The sequence below is a fragment of the Tenacibaculum litopenaei genome (genome assembly GCF_964514025.1).
GTDB classification, from domain to species: Bacteria; Bacteroidota; Bacteroidia; order Flavobacteriales; family Flavobacteriaceae; genus Polaribacter; species Polaribacter litopenaei.
This window is the reverse complement of the sequence record NZ_CAZEQT010000006.1, coordinates 1137074-1162826: the sequence shown is the minus strand read 5'-3', so window position 1 is coordinate 1162826 and position 25753 is coordinate 1137074. Positions and strand designations below refer to the sequence as shown.

The following is a 25753-nucleotide window of genomic DNA, read 5'->3' as shown; positions in this document are numbered from 1 at the left end:
ATGGAACCAATCGAGTTTATAAAAAAAATCACATCAGAAATAGTTGAGTCAAATAGCGAAATTTATAAGGAATTATTTGAAACTACCAATAGTAATGAAGTAGAAGATAATTACTGGAAAGAGGCATTAAATTTTTATAAAAAATCTAATGTAGATGATAAAAACACTATAATGAAAATTATTAAGCAAATACAAATCGATACAATATCTAACTTATTAGGAATAATGGATGGAGTTGTAGCATTAGAAAATACGGATGGTGATTTTTCACTTAACTATGAAGGTATTCCCTTAAATGGTGATCTGCAAGATATTTTTTTAAAAGAAACTGAATAATGATTTAGTTTGTCAGTAATCGGAAATGGTATCGCTTCAGTAAAAAAGAATGCACCAAATGTTACCTTAGAAGACACATGAGAAGGTGTTTTCCGTATTTTTGCTGTTGAAAATCCATTGAGATGTGTAGATTCTGATAGAATGGTTGTGAATGATGTTGTTATTATTGGAGTTGGTTGTCATGTTGTTGATTTTCAAAGTAAATACAAGGGGAGTTTCCCCTTAACCTGAATTCTAAGAAAAGGTTGAACTTAAAAAATATAAAATGAAATTTATACTATTATTTTCTTTATTTGTTTTGCTTCCGTCAAAAGAATATGTTGTTATAGATATAAGAGATCTGCAATTGAGTTATGTAATTTTATTGAAAGAAATAAAAACACAGGAACTGTTTTGTATGGAAACATTAAAAACTAAACCAAAATATAGAGGTAAAGTAATTGCTATAAACGATACTATTTCTTTAAAGTTAAGGAAAATAAAAAAGGTGGTAGGTTTCAAAACAAGTAAAAATATCAAGTCTTTTGATGACTTAAGTATTTATGATGATTCATTAAAAGTAAATAAAAAATATTATTGTAAAGAATTGAAAGGATTGCACTTAAAAAGTTTTAATGATATGGGTAAATATGATTGTAAACAATTGAATTAAACGGCTTGCTCTCGCATGATTGTGTCATGTGATAACAAGGGGGTTTAAAAGTGAGATTTTCAGGGAATGGTATGGATGTCATGAAGCCCAATACTGTGTTGCCTATAAAAACTGTTTTTAAAAAAGAAGGTTAAAAGAACGTACCTAATATTAATCCAATTAAAATATAAGCAATACTACCTATTAAAGAATAGAGATAGTATTGCTTGATTTTTTTGATAAACCTAAATTTTTCAAACCTTTGAATGTCCTGATCATGATTCGGAAGAAATGTAGTAACTATACCAAATGGAAAAAATAAATAAAACAGTTTTAATTCGAACTCTAACGATTCATTGATTCTCTTATAGCTTACATTAACCTTATATACTAATTCGTCTACTTCTGTATTAGATAAATTACTTCTTTTAATGTTGTTAACTACCGAACTTTTTTTAATCGTGTTGGAATTGATGTAATCAATAAGTTGTTCGGTTGAGTATGCTTTAATTTTGTTTATAGGAATCATAACTGCTTAACGGTTTTAGTGTATGCTTTTTTATATTGGTACTTCTTAATCAAATAGCTATGGTTAGCCTTATTTAACCTTGTAAGCTTTCCTAAAAGCCGGACTGTTTAAAAGTAGAAAAAATAGTGTTGTTTTTAAACAGAACTTATGAGAAAAAGCAAATTTACCCCACAGTAAAACGCCAGTATTTTAAAAGAATTTAATAATGGCAAAACTGTAGCAGAGATCTCTCGTGACCATGGAGTTAGCTCGGCGACATTTTATAAATAGCGCAATAAATATTCAGGAATAATGCTAGTGAACTTAAACGTTTAAAAGAACTAGAGAAAGAAAATCGTAGATTAAAACAATTGTAATTTTGAAAAAAATCTACAATTTAGCAGTTCTAACTTGGGGAAGTTTACAGTACGGTGTTAAAGTTACAGTAAGAGAAGAAGAATAGATATGAGAGAAATGAAAAAATATATTAGTGTTTTAATAAGTATAGTTCTTTATTTTTTATTACAAATACTCGGTTCTTTTATTGAATTTATGATATTTGGATCAGGAAATGGTATAAAAGGTTATGAATTATATATTCCAATTTCTATGGTAATAGTACAGGTGCTATTAACTATTTTTATTAAGTATAAAACTCGAATCTTTAGTAGCAAAATTGTATTTGCTATAGTACTGATTATTCCGATATTTCTATTAATGTATTTTTATTATGAATAGGAAATATATTAAATCCGATAGCTCGGATTTGCAATCCGTGCCGAGTATGAGTAAGCAATACAGAAATTAACTTTAAAAATAATAAAGATGAAACCACGACGAGAGTTGTGGTTTTGTTGTTTTTAAGAGTACGCTTTTTTAGCGTTGTAATCACGTAAGAAAGCATCTACAGTAAGCAATATGCTACCACGTTCTCTTTGTGGAATTTGGTTAGCCTTATTTAACCTTGTAAGCTTTCCTAAAAGCCGGACTGTTTAAAAGTAGAAAAATAGTATTTATCGAAAACATAAAGGAAGAAAGTGATATGATGAATGATATTCAAAAATACCTCCTATAATCAAAAAGTAACCAATTATAATGGAAACATAAAAAAAGAAATAAGCTGAACTTTTTTTTTGCTCATTAATTCTGATAGTGATATTTACTAGATCTAACCTTTGTTTAAGTTTTTCTTCAAGCTTGATATCTGGACAAATAATGTCAAACGATGGTTTTGATCCCGTCAAATTACAGGTTGTTCCCTTGTGAAAGTTTGTTTTTTGATTTTCACATAAATCACAGTGTTTTCCAAAATTCATATTTTTCAGCTTTTTTTATAATATTCAATTGGTAGTTCCAAATTATACTTTATGCCCTTTGAGTTTCTTTTTACAATGATACTCTCCATAATAGTTTAAAAGATGGCGCAAAAAAAGTTTTGTTTACACTAGTAAAGCAAATATATTTCTAATAAAATATACTTTAAAACAAATAGATGTCTGATAAAAAGATGAAATATTACTTTTATTTGCGTGCTAAGTCACCGCTCTTGCACGATGGTATGTTATGGTAAGAGGGAATAAGAATTAATATCAGATTTGTTGCAACAAAATGTGTTAAGAATTTAAAGTAGTTTTTTTACTTTTAAAGAAAAAAACTGTGAGTAGCAAGTATTAATTTTACACCCCAGTAGAAGCAGGCTTTGTGCTTAGCCCAGAAGATTATCCTGATACTAGTAAAAAAGAATTTACATTAGAAAAGAATATACAGGAGAGACGAGGATAGTAACTAATGGAGTTAGATACATAGAATTTTACACGATTCAATTGTGCGCTAGCAGCGTATCTAACCAAGAAGAAATAAATGATCTATGGAAAGCCTACCTAATAGAAAAAGAATAGTATGAGAATAAAAACAGTAATTTTAGTTTTAGTAGTATTCGCGAGCTGTAAAACTCGTAATATCAGTCGTGGTACTATAAAGAGTTATCATAAACAAAGTAGAGATGTCTATCATTTTAATGGTTCAGTAAAAACGAGTAGAACTTTTCAAAAGTTGTACAATCGAGATAGTTTAAGCGATGATCAGCTGCAGTTATTCCTTGTGGCGAACAGGTTTGTTGGATTTTGTTACGGAGTATATATTGAATTCGATAAAAATGGAACAGAGAAAAAATGGCATTCGATACCAGATAGTATGTATCAATCTTTAGCTCACGATACAATTGTTGTTAAGAGTAAAAGAGGACGAATGGTACGGATGTATGCATATGAGCATTTTTCAAAAGATATAGAAGAGAAAACGAAATATAGGCAAGAGCATCTTGTTAGAAAACATGTTTTTAACCCCTACAGAGTGTATTTCAACACACGGTCGTATGAACCTAACGAGGTAATTGTAGAAAAAGACAGTAGTTATAGAAAGCAAACAGAAGTTTATGAGTATACATTAAATTATGATGGTACAATACATCAAGAAATAGGTAAAACGCATTGGGATAAAAACTTAGATAATAAAATAGATAAAGAGACTATTAATTTCACAGCAACGTATCACTACAATACCAAGAAACAGTTAATTAAAAAAACATTTGAATTCGGAGGATTTCCCGATTATCCAGATCATGGCTTGGAGTTTTGGGGTACGGGAAAGATTCCACAAGAGGAGTATACTTATGATGAAAGAGGGAATTTAACATCAGTATATACGTATATTGTATGGAAGGGAGAGAGAGTAGGTTTGGTTTTTAGCGAAGATTTTACCTATGACGATAGTAATAATTTAATTCGGTTAAAGAGAAGAGCAAGTGGCGGATTAAGTTTTAATACCGATTTTAAACGAGTAAATGAACTGTATTTTAATGAAAATCAAGAGGTTGTTAAGTTGGTTTCTTATGAAAATGATGAGAAAACAGTGCATGCAACGTATAAGTTTGAATACGTAAATCGAGATAAGTACAACAATTGGTTGACATGTTATCATTATTTAAACGATGAAGAGAAAGCCTTTGCAGAAGTGCATAGAGTTTTTGAGTATTATGACTCGAAAGATTAAAACTAAGAGTTATTGAGTACGGTAGCGCATCTTATGAAGGTAATTGTTAAATAGAAAATAAGAACTATTATAAAATAATAGATGCAGCAAAATATTTGAATGAGAATGGTGTTGGTAATGAGTTATTACAACTTTTACACTATGAAAATACGAGTGTTCAATTGTGGGCAGCAACCTACTTACTTGAAAAGCATGAAATAGAGGCAATTAAATGATTAACTTCTATAGCAAGTAATAACATTGTAGATTATTCCTTTAGTATGGAGTTAACCATAGATGAATGGAAAAGTGGAGATTGAAAATTACAGTATTAAAGAAAGTTAGGAAATACTTTTCTAACAAATCTAACAAATGAGGAGTTGACAATAAAAGACCTTTTACCTTTAGGTCTGAAAAAATAATGTAAGTTTAGGGAAAAATTCTAAATATGAAAATTACTATCAAAGACGAAACCTTAGCCGGAGACATTTTAGATACACTTGAGCTAGTGGTTTCAAGTGAAATTCTTACTGTTAAAGAGATTATTGCTGCAAGGGTAGCGGCAGAAGTTGATGCCTATAATAAAAAACTTCCTGAATATTTTAAAGGTCTTGTTCAACCTACTGAAGCGGAAAAAACATTAAATGGTTTTAAGTTAAAAGACAAGAAAAAAACAATTGACGTAGAGAAACAAGTTTTTGTAGCACTAGATGCATTTCAAAAAAATGGATATTTTGTTTTGATTGATAACAATCAGGCAGAGAGTCTTCAACAGCAAGTATTGGTCAGAGAGAATACGTCTATAAGTTTTATCAAACTAACTCCACTCGTTGGAGGGTAAATTAAATGCTATGGGAATAAGAGAAAGTTTTATGAGTATATTTAAGGTAAATGCAACTGAAGACAAGCAGTTCGAAGATTTAGTTAAACAAGTTATTGATGAAATCAAAAAAGAACATGGGGATTTTTGGTGGCACAATATCCTATTAGGTAAAAATAAAACCTATCAACAGATTAAGAAGAAAGAGTGTTCTTTCAGAAAAGGGATGATCTTTTATTTAGTTAACAAAGTCATCGCTGAGACTAAGATAAAGAGAAGAAAGATTAAAGGGTATGTTTTTGATGAGGAGCATTATACCATAGCTGCCAAAGCAGAGATTTTAACAGGACTGATCAGGAGTAATTTAGAGTATACCTCAGGTGAATTGGAACAGCTTTTTCTCCAGTTTAAAAAGTCGGATGAATTGCAACTTAAAACATTTTCGGATTGGCCTATAGGTTTTGCGACACAGCAAATTGAAAGAACGATCAAATCTAAGGGGCTCACAGAAGATCTTAAAATATTTTTAGAGGATTTACTTTCTTGGCCTCAAATGAAGCAACGAAAAGGTTATTGGGGGGCAGATTTGGAAAAAGTACGTATAAAGATTGAAAAGCTACTGTTTGAGAGTGCTGATAACCAAGGGAGAAATGCACCGTATAAATTGCCAAATGATCGTGTGGGTGAATTCATAAATTCTGAGATTGCTCTGCTTGAAACTGATGTTCAAGACAAGTGGTTTGGGCTATTTCACCTTTTTATTAAATCCAAAACATCCAAACCAACAGCGAAGTTTTTAAAATCAACAAGTGCTATTATTGACGAAATAGGAATTACGAACTACAAAAGGGTTGTTCACCCATGGATAGAATATGTGGTTGGACTACAACCTGTTGAGACCGTTGTGAGTAATACCTATGCAGGAGAGGTATATGAATACAGTGCTTATGAGTTTATGCACGAAAAGAATTCAGTTTTTTTTAAAGGATTGATTTGGAGTCTAGCAAAATTTCATGACTCAAGAACGATAAATCTACTGGGGAGGCTTGCTGAAAAAGCATTTAAAAAAATACCTGGTGTCGGCCCTACGGCAGCAGCAGTAGGAAATGCGTGCCTTTATGTTTTAGGAAATACCAGAGGCTTAGAAGGAGTTAGCCATTTATCAAGACTCAAACTGAAAATCAAACAGAACAATACCAGGAAATTGATTGTGAAATATTTGGATGAGGCATCAGAAAAGTTAGGCGTTTCCTCTTCTGAAATAGAAGAATTGTCGATCCCTGATTTTGATTTACAGAACGGGAAAAAGAGCTATCAATTTGAAGATTATACCTTGAATTTAACGATACAAGATTTGGGGAAAGTAAATTTGACTTGGGAAAAGCCCGATGGATCAATTCAAAAGACGACCCCTTCATTTGTCAAAAATTCAGCAAAACACAAAGAGCTTTTAAAAAGAGCAAAAAACGACGTTGCGCAAATAAAGAAGTACCTTACTGCTCAAAGAGATAGGATTGATCGATTGTATTTAGAAAATCGTATTTGGGATTATAGTGATTACCTGAAAAATTATTTAAATCATGGCTTGGTAGGCTTTATAGCCAACAAGCTTTTATGGCAATTTGAAAATGGCAAAGAGTATGTAACCGCCATGTATGAGCAGAGCAAGTGGGTAGATAAAGATAGAAATGCTCTGGAATGGATAGATGAGACGACAAAAGTCAGACTTTGGCATCCTATTTACTCTGAAATTGATGAAGTATTGTATTGGAGGAATCTATTAGAACAGCTAGCGATAAAACAGCCTTTAAAACAAGCTTATAGAGAGGTGTATATTCTTACCGACGCAGAGATCAGTACCAAAACTTACAGTAATAGAATGGCCGCTCATATTATCAAACAACATCAATTTAATGCTTTAACCGCCATAAGAGGATGGAAATATACCTTAATGGGGGCCTTTGATAATGGTGGAGATGGAGAGTTGGCGAGCATTGATATTAGAGAACATAAAATGTCTGCTCAATTTTGGATTAATGAAATTCTCGCTGATGATCAGTTTAATGATGCTGGAATTTGGAATTATGTGGCCACGGATCAAGTTCGTTTTATTGGAGAGGATCAAAACGTTTTAAACTTGATAGATGTCCCCAAACTTATTTTCTCAGAAATTATGAGAGATGTTGACTTGTTTGTAGGAGTTTGTAGTGTAGGAAATGATCCAGAGTGGAGAGATAATGGAGGTTTAGCTCAATACAGAGATTATTGGACAAGTTATTCTTTTGGCGATTTAACTCAAATCGCAAAGACAAGAAAAGAGATTCTTGAAAAACTACTTCCAAGATTAAAAATTAAGAATGTCAGTTCAATAGATGGGAAATTCTTGAAAGTAAAAGGAACTAAAAGAACCTATAAAATTCATATCGGAAGTTCCAATATTCTTATGGAACCTAATGATCAATATTTGTGTATTGTTCCTGCTCGAGGGAAGGGAACAAATACGGCTAATGTTTTCTTGCCTTTTGAGGGAGACAGAGGGCTGTCTTTGGTTTTAAGCAAAGCCTTTTTACTAGCTGATGATGATAAAATAAAAGATTCAACTATTTTGAGTCAAATTAATCGATGACAATGGATTCGCGCTAAATATTTCATGGAAGACTGCCTGAAGTTGGATGATCAGGGTAGTGCAAGATTAAAGAGAGTGTCATCGTGATTATAGGCTGTTGTGGATTTCCAAACTACTACTCGCAATCGTTGGAGATTTTTTGGAGCGAGTTAAGAGGGAAAGGATCTATTTCCGGTTTTAACTGCAAAGGAGGAAAGGCAATTCGTGGCAGTATGGAATGGGGTAAAGGTCGATTTGTTAATGCGAAAAATAAAATGGAAGTTTATTTTAATCAATTTTTTTGTAGAGAAGATAGTAGTTACGCTGTAATTATTGAAGATGATACTAGAGTTGCTTACGCTTATCTTTTAAGAAACAATGAAATAGTGAGTGATGTTTGGTTGTACAATAGTATGGAGCCTCCCGATGTAGTTGACTGGAAGGAGTTGGGTAATGCCCCTTTTTTTAACACCGCTGAGTATACAGATGATTTAGGAAATGGGAATACTGATGTATTAGGGAGAATTGAGATAACATGGTCGATTTCCAAAAAAGTCAGTGCCTTTGTTGAATTGAACAACGGTGTAAAAGCTTTGCTAAAAGAAGGAGCTAAACCGGGTTGGTCAAATAATGTAAAGAAATCAGGTCCGTTAGCTCTGCAACTGATAGCGTTTAACGACAAAAAAAGCACATAGAGGAGAATTAAATGTTCTAATGTTGAGATTAGTATTGAATAATGAAAATATTAATAACGTTAACTATTTTATTTCTGAGTACATGTCAGAAATCAAGCACAGAGAAATTTAAGGTATTGAGAATACATCCTGTCGCTCAAGATTTATATTGGGTTTATATAGAAGATATAATTGATTCAAAACTTTATCGTATAACAAGTATCAAAAAAGAACCAAGAGGTGCCGAAGATGTTATAAAAGAAGGAGAAATAATTAAATTAAGATTAGAGAAATCAAAAAAGAATATCAAATTCAAGGATAGTAGGGTTTTTAAAAACAATCGAGAAACCTCTTTTCAAAAGGATTTTTTCAAAGGACGAAAGGTAGCACTTAATTATTATTCTCCTTGTTTAAATGGCTTGGGTAATATGTGTAATTAACGATTCTGATAGGGTGAGTGAAATGATCTGAATAGTAGGTGCTTCTTTAGTAATAACAATGTCGTTTTCTTTTCAGGAAGGCGCCAAAACTGTACTGAAAAGGAGTTGCATCAGGATAGCTAATGCTCTAGTGTTTTTATGTCAGATGAACGTCGTGATAGAAATTGTCATTAAAAAGTACCATAATATTGATTGATTAAATGAATGAAGTTAACGTTGAAAAAAATGAGGAAAAAGAACTCCCTGTTCCACACATATGGAGAGCTAGTTTTAAGGCAATCATAAACGCTTTTGTACATAAGGATTATCACTTAAGTTCAGGTGTAAAAAATGTGAATCCAATTTCAAATGAAATTGCTGAACAAATCAAAGAGTACATCGAAGATTATGGAGAAGAACTAATTGATCTTCCAGAGGAAACTTGGAGTTCATCGGTTTCTATGGATTATGGCGAATATTGGAATGTGCTCATAGACCTTTATACAAAAGAGGAAGGTGAGAGTGATTTAGTTTTGAATGCTGAGGTAAGAGAGAGGGGGGAGGAGTACTTTGTCGATATTCAATGTGTTTTTGTTTTTTTAGGTGCTTAAGGAGTCACAATTGTTTAGAATTTTTGATGAGAAAATCACGAGCTACAGTTAATAGAATAGACCCCGATACCGAGTCACTGTGTCGTATTCGTGTCATCAGAGAACAGTGAAAAGTAACATTGTAAACTAAAAATCAGATAGCAGCGAAACCCCACTCGTCAGAAATATTTGATAAGTTGTCCTAATGTAAAGGGAAAGAAATTATTGATAAGGTAAATCGTAAGACAAATAAAAAGAAATGTAGGAACGATAACAGGTCTGTATTAAGATAGGTCGGCAAAATATTTTTATTTTTTAAGTAATATTATGAGAAGTAACTTTAAAACTATTATAAAATATCTCAAAGAAAGAAGAGATATGTTAATTCCTAATAAAGATTCCTATGAATGCTTAACTTCTTTTTTAATAGGGTACGGTATGGGAAAAGAGGAAAGTGGTGAAACGGATGTTCTTAATGATTTCCATGGTTGGTTGGAAAATAAAGAAGGGAGAAATTTTAGTCTACATTGGGGGAGTTATATTTTGCATATTTTGTGCAATGGAGATGAAAAAAAAGCGATCAATAAAGTCTTAGATTTATTAACAGAATTTGTCAACGAAACTTCCCCTGATGGCGCAAGTATGTCAGATTAATGGCTAGTGCTAGTATGTACTTGTGGCCCCGCTCCTACACGAATTTTATCCAGTGTTGAATAAGATTAGATAATACGCAATCAAAGTTTAAAAATATCAGGAAGTCAGCGTTCTTGAAATTAACATAAAAATTAAACCCTATAAATTCAAGTAATGAGAAATCATACTTTGATAACCATACTAGTGTTATCCTTTTTAAGTTGTAAGCCTAAAAATAGCATCAATAGTAGTAAAGAGGAGGGTACGGTTAAAAACTCTGGAGAAGTCGAGGTTTTGTATGAAAATAATGATACGATTTTAAAATTTGTGAGTAACAAAAAAGGGTATGGTATTTTTCATTGGGGGATCGTCGACAAATTTATGAACCATAGTAAGGATAGTTTATATCTAGATGTTATAGATAGAGATATTACAAAAATAGGAAATAGCTTTGTTTATACAAAAGCTTGTGGTACAGCGTGTAAATTCTCGTTAGTGTTGCCAGTTGCTAAGGAGAAGCAAGGTGTGGTCCTAATGTATCCATTAATAAAAGACCAAAAATCAGGATTTTTGATAGCCAAAGGAGATGAAGATAATGTATTGGTATCAATTATGGATTTGAAAACTTTTAAGGTAAGAAAAATCGAGAAAGCATTTGATTTGAAGAAAGTACCACCAAGCTTGGCAATTGATACCTTATGGATAAATCACTTAAAATTGAGTGTAAAATGGATTGATAAAGAAGGGAAATTAGATTTCGGAGAATTTGAATTGACTCAAAAGTAGTTTTGAATATGTTGATAATTAAGGGGTTGAAGTTAGCTGTCGGAAGTTTTTGGAGTGTAGTTGTCATAAGTAATAACCACTGAGTTGACGCTGTTTCTATTAGTGGTCTGAAAACATTTGTAAACACCTAGTTCCTATTGGTTTCTACTTGTTAGCTTTTTTAAGTCACCTAAACTATTGATTTTACTAAAAAGCGTAAAGAGTTTATAACCGAGGTTTTACACGGTTTTGTGTTTCAAAATATCCCCTTGTTGGAAACAACGGAAGAGCTCACTAAAAAAGTATGATCCTAAAGCAGTGAGCTCAATAAGTAGTTTACACCAGGTCTTCACATAAAAATCCCTGCTGAGTAACCATGTTGATGATGTCGTTTTCTTCGAGTTCATCTGCAGCTTCTATTCGGAGTACTTTGTCTCTGTCTTCCAAGTCTACTGACCAGTCCAGAATTCCTTCTTGTTCCATAAAATTAGGAGCAATCGACTCAAAATCATTGGAGTTATTGATATTCGTTTTTAAAATAAAAAGTTTCATAGTACTTAGTTGGTTTTGTAGTTAGTTTTCTTTGTGTTGAGAGCGTTCCACAAAGTTTTTATAGGCTTCTTTACCTTCGTGTTTCCAAAATTCGTCATAGTGTTTCCAGTCTTCACATTCTTCACTGTCAGAATAGTGACGGAGTTTAGCTACCCAATCACTGCGTTCTGTTTGTTTAGGAGTGCAGCGTTCGCGTTTTCTACGCTCGCAAAAATTGCCAGAGCTAAACAGTATTCTACTCAAAATAAAGAGTCCAATGGCCTGCCAATAGCTGATGGTAGGTAATTCAAATAAGTCGGGCATTAACCAGTTCCAAAGCCATTGAATACCGTAACCAAAGGCAAATACAAAGGCGGTGATGGCAAGAGCTCCGAAAATGACTTTCCCGACAATGACGAGCGGAGTATTTTTGTTGAGTTTTGATTTAAATGAGGTCATACTTGCGGATTTAAATTTTTTGAAAGTTCTGTAAATAAAATGCTTAATGCTCTGTGTCGTCGTGACATGAGGGTTCCCTGAGGAACACCGAGTTCTAGTGAAAGCTCCTGATAACTATAGCCCTGGATATCTACTGCCCAAATAATATCGCGATACATCGGTTTTAAAGCAAGGATATGCTTTTTTAGGAGTAAGTAGGTTTCTTCATTGTCCAAATGAAATTCGGTGGCTAAGCTATCGAACTGCTCGAGGCTAAGAGAGGAGTCCGTGGCCTGCGGTAACTCTCTTTTGGGTTTTTTGAGGAGGTCAATGGTTTTGTTTCGCAAGGAGCGATATACAAATTGTGCTACATTGTTGATCGAGGCAAAACTATCGGCACCAGAAAAGAGCTTGTAGGCAACATCCTGAACTACATCTTCCGCATCAATGGTACCCGATACCCTGGAAGCTACATAATGCTTCAGCGACTGGTACTCCTTGTTGAAGAAGTGCGTAAGCTTTTTTCTATTTTCCGATTTGACACTCATAAACCAGCGATTGTTTCATGCTTTCATTTATAAAGACGAGCTATTGTAAATCTATTGCATTTTTTTTTAGTTTTTTTGAAAAAAAGTGGGTTTTGTATCGGGAGTTGTAAGTGCTTATGAGCGAAGTGTTCAATGCTAATGATTTGGTAATTAGAAGCTTTTTTGGGGAAGTGCTTAAAAAATGATACCTTTAAGAGAATGTTGACTGGACAGGGAACTTAGGAGTTTTAATTACCAGTAACATTCCTCATTTTGTCAAAATTTAATTGATCACCTACTATGAGTTCAGAGAAAAAGATGCACTGGTTACCTACCAGTCAATTCAGCGTTTTGAAAATTATTCGAGTTCAAATCAAATCAGATGTAGAAGGATTAAAGGGGTGGGTATTTTACCTGCGTAAATTCCGAGAGGATTATACAGCAGAGGGCGATGACTTTTTGGACCGTTCAATTCTTGAAGGCATACAAAAGGTATACCTAGATAGTAGATTAATTGTGAGTAAGAACATTTTTTTCGAAGGGCAACTCGGAGAACTATTGTCGCTCTACAGCGGGAATACGGATGAGAAATTCACGATTAATTTTGTACCTAAAATTACTGCAGAGTATTTGAAAACAGCCTTACAACAGGAGTTGTATTCGCACGCTCGCCTGTTTTATTTTGTGAGAACGTCAAAAGTACTCCTCGGCGAAAAAGCTTATTTAGCACGTCAGGCGGAGGCGGAAATTCCCTTTGAAAAAATGCAGGATTTTTATCGTGAAATAGCACTGGAAAACTTTAAGGAACTAGGATTTTGAATACAGATTTAGCGATACTATCATTAGTATAGTTTCTTGGGTTTTTATACCTTTGTGTATCAAAATGTTGAGAACGGTAATATGTATACGATAAAAGGTAAAGAATATCCTTGTTGCACCAGTGTAACTATGGGGATTATTGGTGGTAAATGGAAAACGGTGATTCTCTTTTATTTAATTGCGGGAGATTTGCGTTATAATGAGCTCCGTAAAAAAATGAAAGGCGTGACCGAAAGAACGCTGAGTTTACAATTACAACAATTACAGGAAGATGGCGTGGTGCTGAGAACCGTTTATACCAACAAACCACCCTTAAAAGTAGTGTATAGTTTAACGGACTTTGGGAAAACATTAATCCCTTTGTTAAAGTCGATTGCCGCTTGGGGCGAATTTGTGGTCGCTGAACACGATACCGAATCTAATACGGCAAAAAGTACTTCCTAAGAAGCACTTTAGTACTAGTGAGTTTAGGCGATTTTAGTGCCGTTTTTTACCGGTCGTTCCGGATTGAGTAGTGTCACTTCTTTGTCGTCTCCTAAGCCACCTAAAACCAAACATTCACTCATAATAGTTGCGATTTGTTTTTTCGGAAAGTTAACGACCGCTACTACCTGTTTGCCAAGTAAATTTTCAGGAGTGTAAAGAGCAGTAATTTGGGCTGAGGTCTTCTTAATTCCGATGGCTCCAAAATCAATCTCCATTTTATAGGCTGGGTTGCGAGCCTCTTTAAAGAGTTCTGCTTTTACAATCGTACCAACCCTCATATCCACTTTGGTAAAGTCTTGCCAACTAATAGTTTCTTGTGCTGTTGCGTTCATATGTCTTTTTGTTCTAAATATACTAGATTTTAAGGAAAAGCGTGAGGGGTTCCTCAATTTGTAAAGACTTAGGTGTTTTTTGATGCTTGTTGCAGCTTTAACAAGCGTTTGGCAGCATTAAAAGGCGTGGTACTGCCGTTCTCTAAATTTTCGATTTCGTTTTGTAATGCTTCCGGAACATTAGGGCTGTTGTAAAAGCTTGCTTTAAGTTGTTGTTCAATGGTTTCTAGTAGCCAATAACTATTTTGTGACGTTCTTTTTTCTTGAAAGTATCCGTCCTTTTGTGCCTGTTGCATATAGGTGTTGATCATGGCCAAAATTTCGTCGATCCCTTTAAAGTGCAGCGCACTCGCAAGCAGTACTTTCGGGGTCCATCCGTTGTCTTTTGGAGGGTATAAGTGCAAGGCCCTCTGGAAAGCCACTTTGGCAATTTTAGCGGGTTTTTCATTGTCGCCGTCGGCTTTGTTAATCACGATAGCATCGGCCATTTCAATGATTCCTCGCTTGATACCTTGCAATTCGTCACCAGCTCCTGCAAGTTTTAGCAACAAGAAAAAGTCGACCATAGAATGCACCGCAGTTTCAGATTGCCCCACACCAACGGTTTCTATAATAATATGATTGTAGCCAGCAGCTTCACAAAGGATTATACTTTCCCTGGTTTTTTGTGCTACACCACCTAGTGAAGTTCCCGAAGGAGAAGGTCGGATAAACGCGTTTGGATCGGTAACCAATTGCTCCATACGGGTTTTGTCGCCTAAAATACTACCTTTATTTACCGAGCTACTCGGGTCGACAGCCAATACAGCTACCTTGTGCGACTGCGCCGTTAAAGCCAGTCCTAATGCTTCGATAAACGTACTTTTTCCTACACCTGGAACTCCTGTAATTCCAATACGCACAGAATTGTTCGCAAAGGGAAGACAAGCTTCGATAATTTGATTGGCTTTTTCCTTATGTTTAGGATTGGTACTTTCTATTAAAGTGATCGCCTTGCTTAAATAGGTAATGTTCCCCGCACAAATTTGTGTTACAAATTCGTCCACAGTAGGTTGCGAACGCCTACGTAATTTAATTTTTTTGGCGGCCGATTTATTAGTGGTTGGTGGAGGTACAACGCCTTCTTTTTCGCTAAGGGCTGATTTCTTTTTACTGGTCATATAGGCTAAAAACAAATATAAATGTAAATTTAAAAAGAAAATTTTTCAGAAAATGCAACGCGGTTAAAAAAGTATCGTCTTTAGGGTAACTTAGATAAAATGAGCGAGACCAAACAGCTACATCAAACGATCATAGAGGCGTGTAAGTTAAACGACGCCAAAGCACAAATGCAATTGTACGACAGGTACAGCCAAGCTATGTATACAGTTGCACTTCGTTACGTTAAAGAGGTAGCTGAGGCTGAAGATGTAATGCAGGAGGCGTTTATCAAGGCGTTTAAAAAGATACACCTGTATAAAGAGGAGGTAAGTTTTGGCGCCTGGTTAAAGAAAATTGTAGTCAACCAAAGTATAGACAGTTTAAAAAAGAAAAAAATTGCCTTGGTGAGCATCAATGAAGAAATCACTGAACAAGCGTATCACGATACTTGGGAAGTGGCTCCCCATATTCAACGTGCGGATGTGGTGAAGGCCATCAGTGAATTGAGTACAAAATACCAAGTGGTGTTAAATTTGTATTTGTTAGAAGGCTACGACCACAGTGAAATTAGTCAGATTCTGGGGATTTCAGAAGTCACGTCGAGAACGCAACTGATGCGTGGAAGAAAACAAGTACAACAAATTTTAAAAAAGAAGCATTATGCATAAAGATATACGTGAAATAATGAAGGAAGAACACTCAGAAACTACAGAAGTTTCTTTGGGGCATCGTGCGAGATTTCAACAAAAGTTAATGGAGGAACTCCACAGTACCCCAACAAAGCGCAAAAGGACATCCAATCTTTGGTGGTACGCGGCGGCATCGATACTCGTGGTAGCCTTGGCTATCACCGGGTATTACCGAAGCCTGACAACCAGCTTACCCCTTGACCCGAGTCCCGTACAGTCGAGTGCAAGTGAAGAGTATCCGATTAGTTTGGGGAGTATTTCGCCTGAACTCAAAACCATAGAATCGTATTACACAAACACCATTAATTACGAGTTGAGTAAACTCGAATTAACCCAGAGTAATAAAGAATTATTTGATGGTTATTTGTCGCAATTAAGTGACTTGACCAAAGAGTATAAATTATTGACCAAAGAGCTCAATACCAAAGGAGTCAATAATGATATAATCAATGCATTGATTGGGAATTTGCAACTGCGCGTTCAGCTGTTAAAGCGCATGCAAAAACAATTAGAAGAATTTAAAAAACCAATTCAAAATGAAATGCAATCCATTTAGACTGCTCATTTGCAGTATGCTGTTGACGACGGGAGTAGTTGCCCAAAAAACAACAAAGACATTTAAAGAAGATTTTAAAACGAACAAAGACGTCGCTATTGAAATTGACGCGTCTCATGCTGAAATAGCGGTGACAACCTGGAACAAAAATCAGGTAGCCGTCGAAGCCACCATTACGGTAGAAGGAATTGATAAAAAAGAAGCTGAACGCTATATAAAACAATGGGATTTTGAAGCGCTTGGCAACAAGTCAAAAGTTAGTATCGAAGCCCATTCTGGAAATTCTTGGAGTACTGGTGAACACGGTGTGACATTCTATAATATGAACGATATGGGAGAGCTGTCGTCATCGAATATGATTGTTATAAACGAAGATTTCGATCAGGACTTTGTAGTAATCCCGGAAATTGAGATTCCTGAAATTGAATTTGACGAAATTGCTATTCCAGATTTAGAAGATTTAGATTTCGATTTTGACAAGTATGAACACGATGGAGATTCGTATTTTTTTACCTGGAAGGATGGTGTGAATAATATCAGCATCAAGTCAAAAAAGGAGTGGGAAGAATTTAAAAAGACGAAAGAGTACAAAAAATTCAAAAAAGAACACGAAAAGCGTCTTTTAGAACTCAAAAAGCAAAAAAGAGCCATTGCTAAAAGTAGAGCAAAGCACAGAAAAGCACTTTTAGAACACAAAAAGGCATTGGCTGTACATCGTAAAAAACACCAATTGGCGCATAAAAAAGCGATGTTAGAGGCCAGAGTAGCCATGAAAAAATTGAACAAAGAAAAGATTGAAAAGGCTTTGGCTAAGGCGCAAAAAAGCTTAAAAAACACCAATATTAGTTTTTCTTTTGTAGGGCCCAACGAGTTTACTGTAAATGGCAAAAAGGTGAAAATAACGAAGAAAATCACGGTAAAAGTACCTAAAAACGCCACCTTCGATTTAAATACACGTCACTGTAAGGTGAAGTTGCCAAAAACGAAGGCCAATGGGAAAGTTAGCTATGGAACCTTAAAAGCAAAAGCAATTGACGGCGGGAAATTAGACGTTTCTTTTGCTCCGGTGAGCATAGAGTCATTAAATGCTTGTTCTTTGTTCTTAAATAACGTAACCGATGCTAAAATAGCATCGGTTACCAATGCACAAATTAACGGAAGATCTTCTCGTATTGAGGTACTCAACTTGGCAGATAACGTAGCGCTGTTTAACGATTTTGGAGAGCTAAATGTTCTGAAAATTCAGCCCACAGCTACCGATGTTGTGATAGGTCTGAAATTCGGAGAGGCCACCATTGCCATTACTGGCTTGCAAAAGGAGATTGAGTACAGCTCAACGCAACCGATACAGCATTACAGTTCTCCTTCGTCGATAAAATTTTCGTTGGGAAGCGGAGCATCGAAAAAGGTAAACGGAAGTTTTAAAATTCAAACAGCCGATAAAAGCATTGAAATTCAGGGGAAACTCACTCAACTGACCCTGCGATAATTCCCCTTTTTTTCTTTGTTTTTTATTTTAAACTTCCTCTACATTCCATTTCGCTATTCTTTTTAAAGTGCCTATCTTTAGCATCTGTTAATAGTCACTTTTTCTATGGAATTATACAAAGAAAACCAACTTAAAATTTACAATTCATTATCAAAAAGCAAAGAGCTTTTTACCACTGTAACCGAAGGAAGAGTAGGGATGTACGTCTGTGGTCCGACGGTATACAGCAATGTACATTTAGGAAACATCAGAACCTTTATGTCCTTTGATATGGTTTTTAGATACCTGTTGCACTTGGGCTATAAAGTGCGATATGTACGAAATATTACCGATGCCGGTCACTTGGAAAATGATGCCGATGAAGGAGAGGATAGAATTGCTAAAAAAGCCCGATTAGAAGAGATCGAACCTATGGAGGTCGTTCAGCGTTATACAGTAGATTTTCATACCGTGGCAGCGAAGTACAACTTTTTGCCACCGAGTATCGAACCTACTGCTACCGGACATATCGTCGAGCAAATTGAAATGATCAAAGAAATCATGGATAAAGGATTTGCTTATGAAGTTAATGGATCTGTGTATTTTGATGTGTTGAAGTACAACGAAGACCACAACTATGGGATTTTGTCGGGTAGAACTATTGAAGATGCCATTCACAATACCAGAGCCTTAGACGGACAGTCTGATAAGAAAAATCCTCAGGATTTTGCCTTGTGGAAAAAAGCCGATGACCGACATATTATGCGATGGCCATCACCGTGGAGCGATGGATTTCCAGGATGGCACCTCGAGTGTTCCGTGATGAGTTCGAAGTATCTAGGAGAGCAAATTGATATACACGGAGGTGGAATGGACTTAAAGTTTCCGCACCACGAATGTGAAATTGCTCAGTCACACACCTGTTCAGGAGTACAACCCGTAAATTACTGGATGCATGCCAATATGCTGTTGTTAAACGGTCAAAAAATGGCAAAGTCAACAGGGAACTACATCCTTCCAGAAGAAATCTTAACAGGAGACAACGAAATCTTGCCAAAAGCCTTTAGCGCTGGTGTAGTGCGTTTCTTTATCATGCAAGCACATTACCGCAGTATTTTAGACTTTTCAAACAAGGCCTTGTTGGCTTCTGAAAAAGGATATCAGAAACTGATGGAAGCAGTGAAGTCCTTGGCGAGTATAGCCCCTGGAAAATCGAGTGATTTTGATGTGGCTGCCTGGAGACAGAAGTGTTACGATGCCATGAACGACGACTTTAATACGCCAATTTTGATTGCTAATATTTTTGAAGCGGTGAAGTTTGTCAACCTTTTAAAAGATAAAAAAGCGAGCAGTACAGCTGCTGATTTGGACCTGTTAAAAGAGACCATGCAAGTATTCGTCTTTGATATTTTAGGATTGATTGATGAAAATACCCAGCAAAGTGCAGGTAAGGTTGAAGGTGTTGTAGAACTTTTGATCAAGTTGAGAAAAGAAGCTCGTGAAAATAAAGACTGGGCGTTGTCCGATCAGATTCGCGATGAGTTATTGGCATTGGGAATCCAGTTGAAAGACGGAAGAGAAGGAACCACTTTTACCATCAACTAGTGAAAAAAATAGTAGCCTATCCGTTTATTTTGTTAGTTCGATTTTATCAAACAGCAATCTCTCCGTTTACACCTGCTACTTGTAGGTACTCACCAACGTGTTCACAATACACTTTGGAAGCTCTGCAAAAACACGGAGCCTTTTACGGAGGTTGGTTGGCACTAAAGCGAATTTTTAGCTGCCATCCTTGGGGAGGTTCAGGGTACGATCCGGTGCCTGAAAAGAAAGTAAAAACAAAATTAAAGAAATAAGTAAATGAATTTTTTATCCGTAGTTTGGGACACTGATCCAGAGATTTTTAAAATCTTTGGTTTTGGAGTTCGTTGGTATAGTTTAATGTTTGTGTGTGCATTCCTGTTAGGCCTGTACCTCATGAAAAAAATCTATATCGAAGACAAAGTACCCGTAGAAAAATTAGATCCTCTATTTATGTACGTATTTGTGTCTATGCTCATAGGGATGCGTTTGGGAGATGTGTTTTTTTACAGTTGGGAACATTATCAGAATAACCTCATTGAGATAGTTTTACCTATCAAGAAACAAGAAGGAGCTTCCTTTTTGTTTGGTTTGATCAACGGTTGGAAGTTTACCGGTTTTACAGGTTTTGCCAGTCATGGAGCGGCTATTTCAATTCCGATTGCCTTGTATTTTTATGCGAAAAAACACTTGCAAAAACCGTGGTTGTTTATCTTGGATAGATTGGGTATCATGGTGGCTCTGGCAGGATTTTTTATTCGTTTAGGGAACTTTTTTAATTCTGAAATCTACGGTAAATTGACTGAGTCGAGCTATGGAGTCATTTTTAAACTAACCGGTGGCCCCGATCCACGTCATCCAACGCAGTTGTACGAAGCATTTAGCTATTTAGCGCTCTTTTTCTTGTTGAGGTATTTTTATTGGAAAACAGACAAGAAAAATCAAACAGGATTTTTATTTGGAGTGTTTATGATCGTTTTGTGGTCGTTACGCTTTGTAATTGAATTTTTCAAAGAGCCACAAGCGGAAGGAAGAGAAGATTGGATTTTTAGTCCGCTGAATACAGGACAAGTACTGAGTATTCCCTTAGTATTGATCGGTGTTTGGTTGGTTATGAGAAAATCGTCAAACAAGGGTGCCTAAACCCTAGTAGTTATAAATTGACAAAGCCCCCAAAATTGCACAGGTAATTTTGGGGACTTTTTGTATTATTATAGGTTACATGTCATTTTCGGAAGCTGTCGGCCAGGAATTGAGCTAGGAGTTAGTGCGACGGTAGTAAAGCCGTTTTTGGTATAAAACGAGGCTGCATGAGGATCGGCAAGTAATTCGACCGTTTGGTAGTCCAGTTGTTGTAGGTTGTGTAAACAATGTTGTAACAGGCGTTGACCATAGCCCTTACCAATAGCTGTCGGACTTACAAAAAGGAAGTCGAGTTCAGCACTGCTTTCCGAAAGTGAACAATAGGCGTAAAACCCGATGAGTTTCTCTTGAACTTCACCTACGTATACAGTATGTTGCCTGAGATAGGCTGGAGTAATACGCAAATCTTCACGCCAACTGTCGAGTTGCTCTTGCGTATAGCCCCAATAGGCTTTCGAAAGTAGTGCCAACGTACTCAGTTCTTCGGCCTCTGTACTACGAGCTTTTCTTATGTGCATGTGTTTTTTTGAGTAAGATACAATTTTCTTTAGGATAATGATGATGGTGTCCAACAATCTAATAACCTGCTTTTAAGATTACCGTAGCCGAAAAAGCCTTAGAAAAGGAGGGATAGTTAGCCTTGATAATGAGATGTGGGGTTTAGGCAATGCCCTAGGGTGAGTGCTCACTAATAGAGGCGTTTTATTCGAAATCTGCCTAAAGGTTGATAGCTTTTTAACTGTTTTCCTGTTGAACTACTTCTGGTCGCTTGCGAAGGGGAAGTAATTTACCGTAGCTCAAGCAGCGCCAAACCCATTCTAACGGGCCAAAATTGTAATGGCGTAGCCAAAACCAACTCACCACTGTTTGGCAGCAGAAGACTGCGCAGGCTATTGCAAAAGTTTCTGATGGAGCAAAAGTTTCGTAGCGTGAAAATCCTATCGATGAAAAGAGGATAAGACCAACTAGGCTTTGTGCTAGGTAGTTTGTCAAAGCCATTCGACCGGGGAATTGTAATATGCTCAAAACTTTTTTTAACGGCGTGTAGTACCACAACATGCCAATAATCCACAGGTAAAAAAGGCCTGTAAATACATCGGAGAGAACCATGAGTTTTACGAAGTATTCTCTGTATAAACGATAGAGGTCGAGCTTATGGCCGAGCAAGTGGAATAAGAAATAGTAGCGGTAAGCACTGGTGCTGACCAAACCTATTAACATCGGAATGCTGATTTGTTTTAGCCATGGTTTCAGTCGGTATTGAAGTTGATTTTTACCGAGGTATATACCTAGTAAAAACATACTCAAGGCAATCGGCCCAAGAAAGCCCAATAACATAGGTAAATTACTAAAATATTCTAAGACTCTGAGTCGCATGCCCGCCGTATAATTACCATTTCTTATGAGTGTGCGCACGCTTGCTCCCGTGTGTTCTTTAAGGTAGTGTTCCGGGTGGTAATCTAGTAGATCAAAGAGGTTTGCAAATAAGGGATCGTAATACGGAAAGAGCAAAAGCAAGACCGATGTGAGGAGTAAAAGCCCGTTAGAGCGATGAACCAAAGGCAGCATAACCAGTCCGATAATGGCGTACAGATGGATCACATCCCCTGACCATAGAAAGAGGATGTGGGAAAGTCCGAAGCCCCATAAAATTCCCATGCGTCTATAAAAAAAGCTAGTTTTTTTTGCCGTGGAATCGCTGCGTTTTAACAGTTGCATAGCAATGCCTATTCCGAAGAGTAAGGAAAAAATAGGGAAGAACTTTGTATAAAAAAACAGTTGTAATAGCGTGGCGATCCCTTGGTCTAGAGCACTGGTCCATTGCAACGCAAACACGTCTTGATTTAAAAAAGTCGAGTTCATGATACCAATATTGACGACAAAGATGCCAAAAATGGCAAAACCTCGATATACATCTAATAATATGATTCTCTTCGCTTCAGAGGTGGGACGTTTCATAATTTTGAAATCAGTCTTGGTTAGCAGTGATTGCCTTTTGATATTTTACAAGCTTAGCAGGTGGAGCGGTGGTTATTTTCATAGCTGTTAATACGAGTTCTTCTACCATTCCAGTATCCCATGGATATTTTATTTTTAACGGAATGTCTCGATAGTAAATTACAAAGCCTTTCATGGCTGTTGTTTGCAAATGAAATTCGATATAGGAACAGTTTTTTTCTTGAAAGAGCGTGTCCTTTTGTTTTGTAATGACAGCACCGTCGTGCGCTTTAGCCCAAGCTAGGGAATTTACAACCTTCTCATGGGCAAATTCTGGTGAGTTTTCCGCGCTTACAAAGTCAGAATCATTCATAAAAACATGGGCTAAACTGTCGTTCTTTAAAAGGATCAAGTTGGTTTTAAATTGCTTTGCGGAGTCGATCATTTCAACCAATTGCGAAGCTCCGTAATTACTGAAATACAATTTCTGATGTACCGGATTTTCGAGTAGTGGGAAGGTTATTTTATAACGGAGTTCACCGTTGGGAACAGCGTATTTTGCATAACTGTTTTTTTGTGAACTTCCCAGGCATAATCCCAGCGATACAACTGCTGTCATAGCTGTTTTCATCATATACTTAGAGTTTCATTTTTACAGTCGCATTCAGGACTCTACCCGTCATATAATTCGGTATACCGTATTGGCGTTTACTGTAGGCATCACGTACCCAAGTATTGGTATTGGCATTTCGAATATCGAACACATTGAATAATTCGAGTCCAATGGTGAGTTCTTTAAAATGCTGTAAAAAACCTGCAGTACTTTTTTTGTTGGCATCGGCCAACACATAAGAGACTCCGATATCTGCACGCTTGTAGTCATTGAGCCTACTTTGGAATTGATATACGTCTGAATAGGCTGGAGCACCTCCTGGTAGTCCAGTATTGTAAACGATGTTTAAATAGGCCTTTAAATCGGGTAAATTTGGCACGTAGTCCTGAAACAATACTCCGAACTTTAAGCGTTGATCTGTAGGACGTGCTATATAGCCTTGTCCATTGATGTTTTCTTCCGTTTTTAAATACCCAAAACTCACCCAACTATCGCTCCCTGGAACAAATTCACCGTTTAAGCGGATGTCTAAACCATAAGCATAGGCCTTGGCTAGGTTGTCAGCACGATATCGAATACGGACATTGTCAACCGAATAGGCATTTACCTGACTTAGGTTTTTGTAATAGAGTTCACTAATGAGTTTGAATGGTCGATCCCAAAGTACAAAACTGTACTCGTTAGCACCTACAATATGTATGGCTTCTTGGGCCTGTACTTCCGGCTTAATAGTACCGTCGTAACCGCGTAACTCCTTGTAAAAAGGGGGCTGGGCATACCAACCTCCAGAAATCCTGAACATCATATCGCTTTCCCAATCTGGTTTGATCGCAAATTGAGCTCTAGGGCTAAAAGTAACGTGACTCTTACTTGCTTGCAGTGCAGTTTTTACGCGCCAGAAATGAGCGCGAACCCCTGCGTTAAACCAAATTTTGTGGTCACCCCAATGGGTTTGTCTGCTAAACTGGGTAAATCCTGAAAGACGTGTAATATCAATGGTATTTTGAGCTTTGACGTTCTGAAAAGGTTCAATGGGCCCAGTAAAAGGTTGGTAGGGCTGATCATTGATGCTATGATGAGGCGGACGTACATTGAATCCTAATGAATCGATGACTTCCCATTCATTAATGCGGTCTTTGATATTTTCGGTTTGAAGTTTGATTCCTGCGCGCCATTCGTTTTGGCCGTCTTTGATAGTGGCACGAACCTGAACAGAATTAATCAAGGCATCCAAATCATTACGGGCATGGTTTATTTGCGATCCAATTCCCTGTGAGAATTGTACTTCTCCAAAGTTTTCAGAACCGATATTACTATCTACTTCTCCTAAATTATAAGCGGCAGCAATGTCAAAGTATTCTTCTTCTTGGGTGTTAAAACTAGAAACTGTAGTGGTTATTTTAATATCCTCGTTTACTTGGTAATCAGCAGATAAGGCTCCGAATAAGGTTTTAAACTGATCTTGCTCTTGACCTCGGTAAAACACGATGAGCTCTAACGGATTGGCCAAGGTACCAAAACGGGTTCTGCGCGTCAGTGGTTGGTAATTGTATTCGTTTAACGAAAAGTTTCCCAAAAAGTTCAATTGTAATTTATCATTCAGACGATAGCTCAAAAACGACTGAACGTCGGTAAACTGAGGCCTGAAATTTACTTCTGTTTGTTTGCTGTTTACAAACAGGCTGTTGTCGCGATAGCGAAGCCCAACCAACACACTGAGGCGATCGTTGTAATAACTGTCTTCAAAAGTAGCACTTCCTCCGAGCATACTCAGGTCTACCTGCAAGCCAAACTCAGTAGGTTTGCGATAGGTAATGTCCAAAACGGACGACAATTTATCACCGTATTTCGCTTGAAATCCACCAGCTGAAAAGTTGATGTTTTGGATCATGTGTGTATTGATAAAACTCAAACCTTCTTGCTGTCCTGAACGTATGAGAAAAGGGCGGTAAACTTCAATCCCATTGACGTATACGAGGTTTTCATCGAAATTACCTCCACGAACGTTGTACTGGGTACTCAATTCGTTATTATTGCTCACTCCTGGCAAGGTCATTAAAACATTTTCTACTCCGGCATTAGCTCCGAGTAGCGTTTGTACTTTTTTTACTTTAATCGTGGTGATTCCTTGGGCCTCTTTGTTTTTGTTTTTGACAACAACCTCGTTGAGCTTTTCATTCAACGCTTTTAATTTAGGTGAAAAGGTAAAGGTCTTTACTCCACGTGCAGTAAACTTTTTGACCACTTTCTTAAACGATACATGGCTATAGGTAACGGTCACCGTTTTTCGGATGGGAATTCGGAATTCGTAAAATCCACTGGCATTGGTTGTCGTTCCTTCGTTCAGATAGCTAATGGCAACACCTTCAATAGGGTTGTTGTATGCATCGGTTATAATTCCTTTGACGGTTGCTGTTCTCTGAGCAAAAAGCACGCAAGGAAATAGGAGTAATATGATTAGTTTGTTCAAAATGAAAGGTT

The 25753-nt window shown here is 36.5% G+C and carries 27 protein-coding genes and 1 pseudogene; 19 read left to right on the top strand and 9 right to left on the bottom strand.

The window, feature by feature from the left end:
* From ACKTS5_RS13890 to ACKTS5_RS13840, 11 genes and pseudogenes are all read left to right on the top strand, one after another.
* Complete coding sequence (locus ACKTS5_RS13890) at positions 1-336, top strand: hypothetical protein (RefSeq protein ID WP_408044481.1); 336 nt, start codon at positions 1-3, stop codon at positions 334-336.
* 265 nt (positions 337-601) lie between these two features.
* Positions 602-988: a hypothetical protein gene (locus ACKTS5_RS13885; protein ID WP_408044480.1), complete on the top strand. Its 387-nt coding sequence runs from the start codon at positions 602-604 to the stop codon at positions 986-988.
* A gap of 694 nt (positions 989-1682) precedes the next feature.
* A pseudogene (locus ACKTS5_RS13880) lies at positions 1683-1849 on the top strand (transposase); the annotation flags it as partial.
* Positions 1850-3374: 1525 nt separating this feature from the next.
* Positions 3375-4526 carry a hypothetical protein gene (locus ACKTS5_RS13875; RefSeq protein ID WP_408044479.1) on the top strand — a complete coding sequence of 384 codons (1152 nt, stop codon included), beginning with the start codon at positions 3375-3377 and terminating at the stop codon, positions 4524-4526.
* Between the two features lie 427 nt (positions 4527-4953).
* Positions 4954-5346, top strand: coding sequence for a hypothetical protein (locus tag ACKTS5_RS13870; protein WP_408044478.1), 393 nt, complete (start codon positions 4954-4956; stop codon positions 5344-5346).
* A 10-nt stretch (positions 5347-5356) separates the two neighbouring features.
* Positions 5357-7951 carry a DUF4132 domain-containing protein gene (locus ACKTS5_RS13865; protein WP_408044477.1) on the top strand — a complete coding sequence of 865 codons (2595 nt, stop codon included), beginning with the start codon at positions 5357-5359 and terminating at the stop codon, positions 7949-7951.
* A gap of 83 nt (positions 7952-8034) precedes the next feature.
* Positions 8035-8625, top strand: coding sequence for a hypothetical protein (locus tag ACKTS5_RS13860; protein ID WP_408044476.1), 591 nt, complete (start codon positions 8035-8037; stop codon positions 8623-8625).
* Between the two features lie 41 nt (positions 8626-8666).
* Positions 8667-9044, top strand: coding sequence for a hypothetical protein (locus ACKTS5_RS13855; RefSeq protein ID WP_408044475.1), 378 nt, complete (start codon positions 8667-8669; stop codon positions 9042-9044).
* A 200-nt stretch (positions 9045-9244) separates the two neighbouring features.
* Positions 9245-9634 carry a DUF7668 domain-containing protein gene (locus ACKTS5_RS13850; RefSeq protein ID WP_408044474.1) on the top strand — a complete coding sequence of 130 codons (390 nt, stop codon included), beginning with the start codon at positions 9245-9247 and terminating at the stop codon, positions 9632-9634.
* A 306-nt stretch (positions 9635-9940) separates the two neighbouring features.
* Positions 9941-10267 (top strand): hypothetical protein, encoded by a 327-nt coding sequence (locus ACKTS5_RS13845; RefSeq protein WP_408044473.1) that lies wholly within the window; start codon positions 9941-9943, stop codon positions 10265-10267.
* Positions 10268-10420: 153 nt separating this feature from the next.
* Positions 10421-11032, top strand: a complete 612-nt coding sequence (locus ACKTS5_RS13840; RefSeq protein WP_408044472.1) for a hypothetical protein — start codon at positions 10421-10423, stop codon at positions 11030-11032.
* Between the two features lie 315 nt (positions 11033-11347).
* On the opposite strand, the gene ACKTS5_RS13835 is transcribed toward ACKTS5_RS13840, so the two are convergent.
* From ACKTS5_RS13835 to ACKTS5_RS13825, 3 genes are read right to left on the bottom strand one after another with little or no spacing between them, the layout of a single operon-like run.
* Positions 11348-11563: a hypothetical protein gene (locus tag ACKTS5_RS13835; RefSeq protein ID WP_408044471.1), complete on the bottom strand. Its 216-nt coding sequence runs from the start codon at positions 11561-11563 to the stop codon at positions 11348-11350.
* A 21-nt stretch (positions 11564-11584) separates the two neighbouring features.
* The gene (locus ACKTS5_RS13830; RefSeq protein ID WP_408044470.1) at positions 11585-12001 is read right to left on the bottom strand and encodes a hypothetical protein; all 417 of its coding nucleotides are present in this window, start codon (positions 11999-12001) and stop codon (positions 11585-11587) included.
* Positions 11998-12528 carry an RNA polymerase sigma factor gene (locus tag ACKTS5_RS13825; RefSeq protein WP_408044469.1) on the bottom strand — a complete coding sequence of 177 codons (531 nt, stop codon included), beginning with the start codon at positions 12526-12528 and terminating at the stop codon, positions 11998-12000. Before ACKTS5_RS13825 ends, ACKTS5_RS13830 begins: the two co-directional genes overlap by 4 nt.
* A gap of 279 nt (positions 12529-12807) precedes the next feature.
* On the opposite strand from ACKTS5_RS13825, the gene ACKTS5_RS13820 reads away from it, so the two are divergent.
* Both ACKTS5_RS13820 and ACKTS5_RS13815 read left to right on the top strand, forming a co-directional pair.
* Positions 12808-13326 (top strand): hypothetical protein, encoded by a 519-nt coding sequence (locus tag ACKTS5_RS13820; RefSeq protein WP_408044468.1) that lies wholly within the window; start codon positions 12808-12810, stop codon positions 13324-13326.
* Between the two features lie 81 nt (positions 13327-13407).
* Positions 13408-13770, top strand: a complete 363-nt coding sequence (locus tag ACKTS5_RS13815; RefSeq protein ID WP_408044467.1) for a winged helix-turn-helix transcriptional regulator — start codon at positions 13408-13410, stop codon at positions 13768-13770.
* Between the two features lie 23 nt (positions 13771-13793).
* Here ACKTS5_RS13815 and ACKTS5_RS13810 read toward each other — a convergent pair whose 3' ends face one another.
* Both ACKTS5_RS13810 and meaB read right to left on the bottom strand, forming a co-directional pair.
* Entirely contained in the window at positions 13794-14144 is a 351-nt protein-coding gene (locus tag ACKTS5_RS13810) for a tRNA-binding protein (protein WP_408044466.1), read from the bottom strand.
* A gap of 68 nt (positions 14145-14212) precedes the next feature.
* Positions 14213-15304: a methylmalonyl Co-A mutase-associated GTPase MeaB gene (gene meaB, locus ACKTS5_RS13805; RefSeq protein ID WP_408044643.1), complete on the bottom strand. Its 1092-nt coding sequence runs from the start codon at positions 15302-15304 to the stop codon at positions 14213-14215.
* 99 nt (positions 15305-15403) lie between these two features.
* On the opposite strand from meaB, the gene ACKTS5_RS13800 reads away from it, so the two are divergent.
* The 6 genes from ACKTS5_RS13800 (at position 15404) to lgt (ending at position 20721) form a co-directional block, all read left to right on the top strand.
* Positions 15404-15952, top strand: coding sequence for an RNA polymerase sigma factor (locus tag ACKTS5_RS13800; RefSeq protein ID WP_408044465.1), 549 nt, complete (start codon positions 15404-15406; stop codon positions 15950-15952).
* Positions 15945-16529, top strand: coding sequence for a hypothetical protein (locus tag ACKTS5_RS13795; protein ID WP_408044464.1), 585 nt, complete (start codon positions 15945-15947; stop codon positions 16527-16529). The genes ACKTS5_RS13800 and ACKTS5_RS13795 overlap by 8 nt, the downstream gene beginning before the upstream one ends.
* Complete coding sequence (locus ACKTS5_RS13790; RefSeq protein WP_408044463.1) at positions 16510-18018, top strand: hypothetical protein; 1509 nt, start codon at positions 16510-16512, stop codon at positions 18016-18018. Before ACKTS5_RS13795 ends, ACKTS5_RS13790 begins: the two co-directional genes overlap by 20 nt.
* Before the next feature lie 105 nt (positions 18019-18123).
* A complete protein-coding gene (gene cysS, locus ACKTS5_RS13785; RefSeq protein ID WP_408044462.1) occupies positions 18124-19602 on the top strand; it encodes a cysteine--tRNA ligase in 1479 nt (492 codons plus the stop codon).
* Positions 19602-19853 (top strand): membrane protein insertion efficiency factor YidD, encoded by a 252-nt coding sequence (gene yidD / locus ACKTS5_RS13780; protein ID WP_408044461.1) that lies wholly within the window; start codon positions 19602-19604, stop codon positions 19851-19853. Before cysS ends, yidD begins: the two co-directional genes overlap by 1 nt.
* 4 nt (positions 19854-19857) lie before the next feature.
* Positions 19858-20721, top strand: a complete 864-nt coding sequence (gene lgt / locus ACKTS5_RS13775; protein WP_408044460.1) for a prolipoprotein diacylglyceryl transferase — start codon at positions 19858-19860, stop codon at positions 20719-20721.
* 68 nt (positions 20722-20789) lie between these two features.
* Here the strand turns inward: lgt and ACKTS5_RS13770 are convergent, their stop codons facing one another.
* The 4 genes from ACKTS5_RS13770 to ACKTS5_RS13755 all read right to left on the bottom strand — a co-directional run bounded on the left by ACKTS5_RS13770 (position 20790) and on the right by ACKTS5_RS13755 (position 25745).
* The gene (locus ACKTS5_RS13770) at positions 20790-21239 is read right to left on the bottom strand and encodes a GNAT family N-acetyltransferase (protein WP_408044459.1); all 450 of its coding nucleotides are present in this window, start codon (positions 21237-21239) and stop codon (positions 20790-20792) included.
* Between the two features lie 217 nt (positions 21240-21456).
* Positions 21457-22680 (bottom strand): DUF418 domain-containing protein, encoded by a 1224-nt coding sequence (locus ACKTS5_RS13765; protein ID WP_408044458.1) that lies wholly within the window; start codon positions 22678-22680, stop codon positions 21457-21459.
* Between the two features lie 10 nt (positions 22681-22690).
* Complete coding sequence (locus ACKTS5_RS13760; RefSeq protein WP_408044457.1) at positions 22691-23293, bottom strand: hypothetical protein; 603 nt, start codon at positions 23291-23293, stop codon at positions 22691-22693.
* Between the two features lie 4 nt (positions 23294-23297).
* Positions 23298-25745, bottom strand: a complete 2448-nt coding sequence (locus tag ACKTS5_RS13755; protein ID WP_408044642.1) for a carboxypeptidase-like regulatory domain-containing protein — start codon at positions 25743-25745, stop codon at positions 23298-23300.
* Between the last annotated feature and the right edge of the window lie 8 nt (positions 25746-25753).

What these genes read in the sequence shown, in the direction of transcription:
- ACKTS5_RS13890 (WP_408044481.1), top strand. Translation starts at nt 1, where the DNA reads ATGGAACCAATCGAGTTTATAAAAAAAATCACATCAGAAATAGTTGAG.
- ACKTS5_RS13885 (WP_408044480.1), top strand. Translation starts at nt 602, where the DNA reads ATGAAATTTATACTATTATTTTCTTTATTTGTTTTGCTTCCGTCAAAA.
- ACKTS5_RS13875 (WP_408044479.1), top strand. Translation starts at nt 3,375, where the DNA reads ATGAGAATAAAAACAGTAATTTTAGTTTTAGTAGTATTCGCGAGCTGT.
- ACKTS5_RS13870 (WP_408044478.1), top strand. Translation starts at nt 4,954, where the DNA reads ATGAAAATTACTATCAAAGACGAAACCTTAGCCGGAGACATTTTAGAT.
- ACKTS5_RS13865 (WP_408044477.1), top strand. Translation starts at nt 5,357, where the DNA reads ATGGGAATAAGAGAAAGTTTTATGAGTATATTTAAGGTAAATGCAACT.
- ACKTS5_RS13855 (WP_408044475.1), top strand. Translation starts at nt 8,667, where the DNA reads ATGAAAATATTAATAACGTTAACTATTTTATTTCTGAGTACATGTCAG.
- ACKTS5_RS13850 (WP_408044474.1), top strand. Translation starts at nt 9,245, where the DNA reads ATGAATGAAGTTAACGTTGAAAAAAATGAGGAAAAAGAACTCCCTGTT.
- ACKTS5_RS13845 (WP_408044473.1), top strand. Translation starts at nt 9,941, where the DNA reads ATGAGAAGTAACTTTAAAACTATTATAAAATATCTCAAAGAAAGAAGA.
- ACKTS5_RS13840 (WP_408044472.1), top strand. Translation starts at nt 10,421, where the DNA reads ATGAGAAATCATACTTTGATAACCATACTAGTGTTATCCTTTTTAAGT.
- ACKTS5_RS13835 (WP_408044471.1), bottom strand. Translation starts at nt 11,563, where the DNA reads ATGAAACTTTTTATTTTAAAAACGAATATCAATAACTCCAATGATTTT.
- ACKTS5_RS13830 (WP_408044470.1), bottom strand. Translation starts at nt 12,001, where the DNA reads ATGACCTCATTTAAATCAAAACTCAACAAAAATACTCCGCTCGTCATT.
- ACKTS5_RS13825 (WP_408044469.1), bottom strand. Translation starts at nt 12,528, where the DNA reads ATGAGTGTCAAATCGGAAAATAGAAAAAAGCTTACGCACTTCTTCAAC.
- ACKTS5_RS13820 (WP_408044468.1), top strand. Translation starts at nt 12,808, where the DNA reads ATGAGTTCAGAGAAAAAGATGCACTGGTTACCTACCAGTCAATTCAGC.
- ACKTS5_RS13815 (WP_408044467.1), top strand. Translation starts at nt 13,408, where the DNA reads ATGTATACGATAAAAGGTAAAGAATATCCTTGTTGCACCAGTGTAACT.
- ACKTS5_RS13810 (WP_408044466.1), bottom strand. Translation starts at nt 14,144, where the DNA reads ATGAACGCAACAGCACAAGAAACTATTAGTTGGCAAGACTTTACCAAA.
- meaB (WP_408044643.1), bottom strand. Translation starts at nt 15,304, where the DNA reads ATGACCAGTAAAAAGAAATCAGCCCTTAGCGAAAAAGAAGGCGTTGTA.
- ACKTS5_RS13800 (WP_408044465.1), top strand. Translation starts at nt 15,404, where the DNA reads ATGAGCGAGACCAAACAGCTACATCAAACGATCATAGAGGCGTGTAAG.
- ACKTS5_RS13795 (WP_408044464.1), top strand. Translation starts at nt 15,945, where the DNA reads ATGCATAAAGATATACGTGAAATAATGAAGGAAGAACACTCAGAAACT.
- ACKTS5_RS13790 (WP_408044463.1), top strand. Translation starts at nt 16,510, where the DNA reads ATGAAATGCAATCCATTTAGACTGCTCATTTGCAGTATGCTGTTGACG.
- cysS (WP_408044462.1), top strand. Translation starts at nt 18,124, where the DNA reads ATGGAATTATACAAAGAAAACCAACTTAAAATTTACAATTCATTATCA.
- lgt (WP_408044460.1), top strand. Translation starts at nt 19,858, where the DNA reads ATGAATTTTTTATCCGTAGTTTGGGACACTGATCCAGAGATTTTTAAA.
- ACKTS5_RS13770 (WP_408044459.1), bottom strand. Translation starts at nt 21,239, where the DNA reads ATGCACATAAGAAAAGCTCGTAGTACAGAGGCCGAAGAACTGAGTACG.
- ACKTS5_RS13765 (WP_408044458.1), bottom strand. Translation starts at nt 22,680, where the DNA reads ATGAAACGTCCCACCTCTGAAGCGAAGAGAATCATATTATTAGATGTA.
- ACKTS5_RS13760 (WP_408044457.1), bottom strand. Translation starts at nt 23,293, where the DNA reads ATGATGAAAACAGCTATGACAGCAGTTGTATCGCTGGGATTATGCCTG.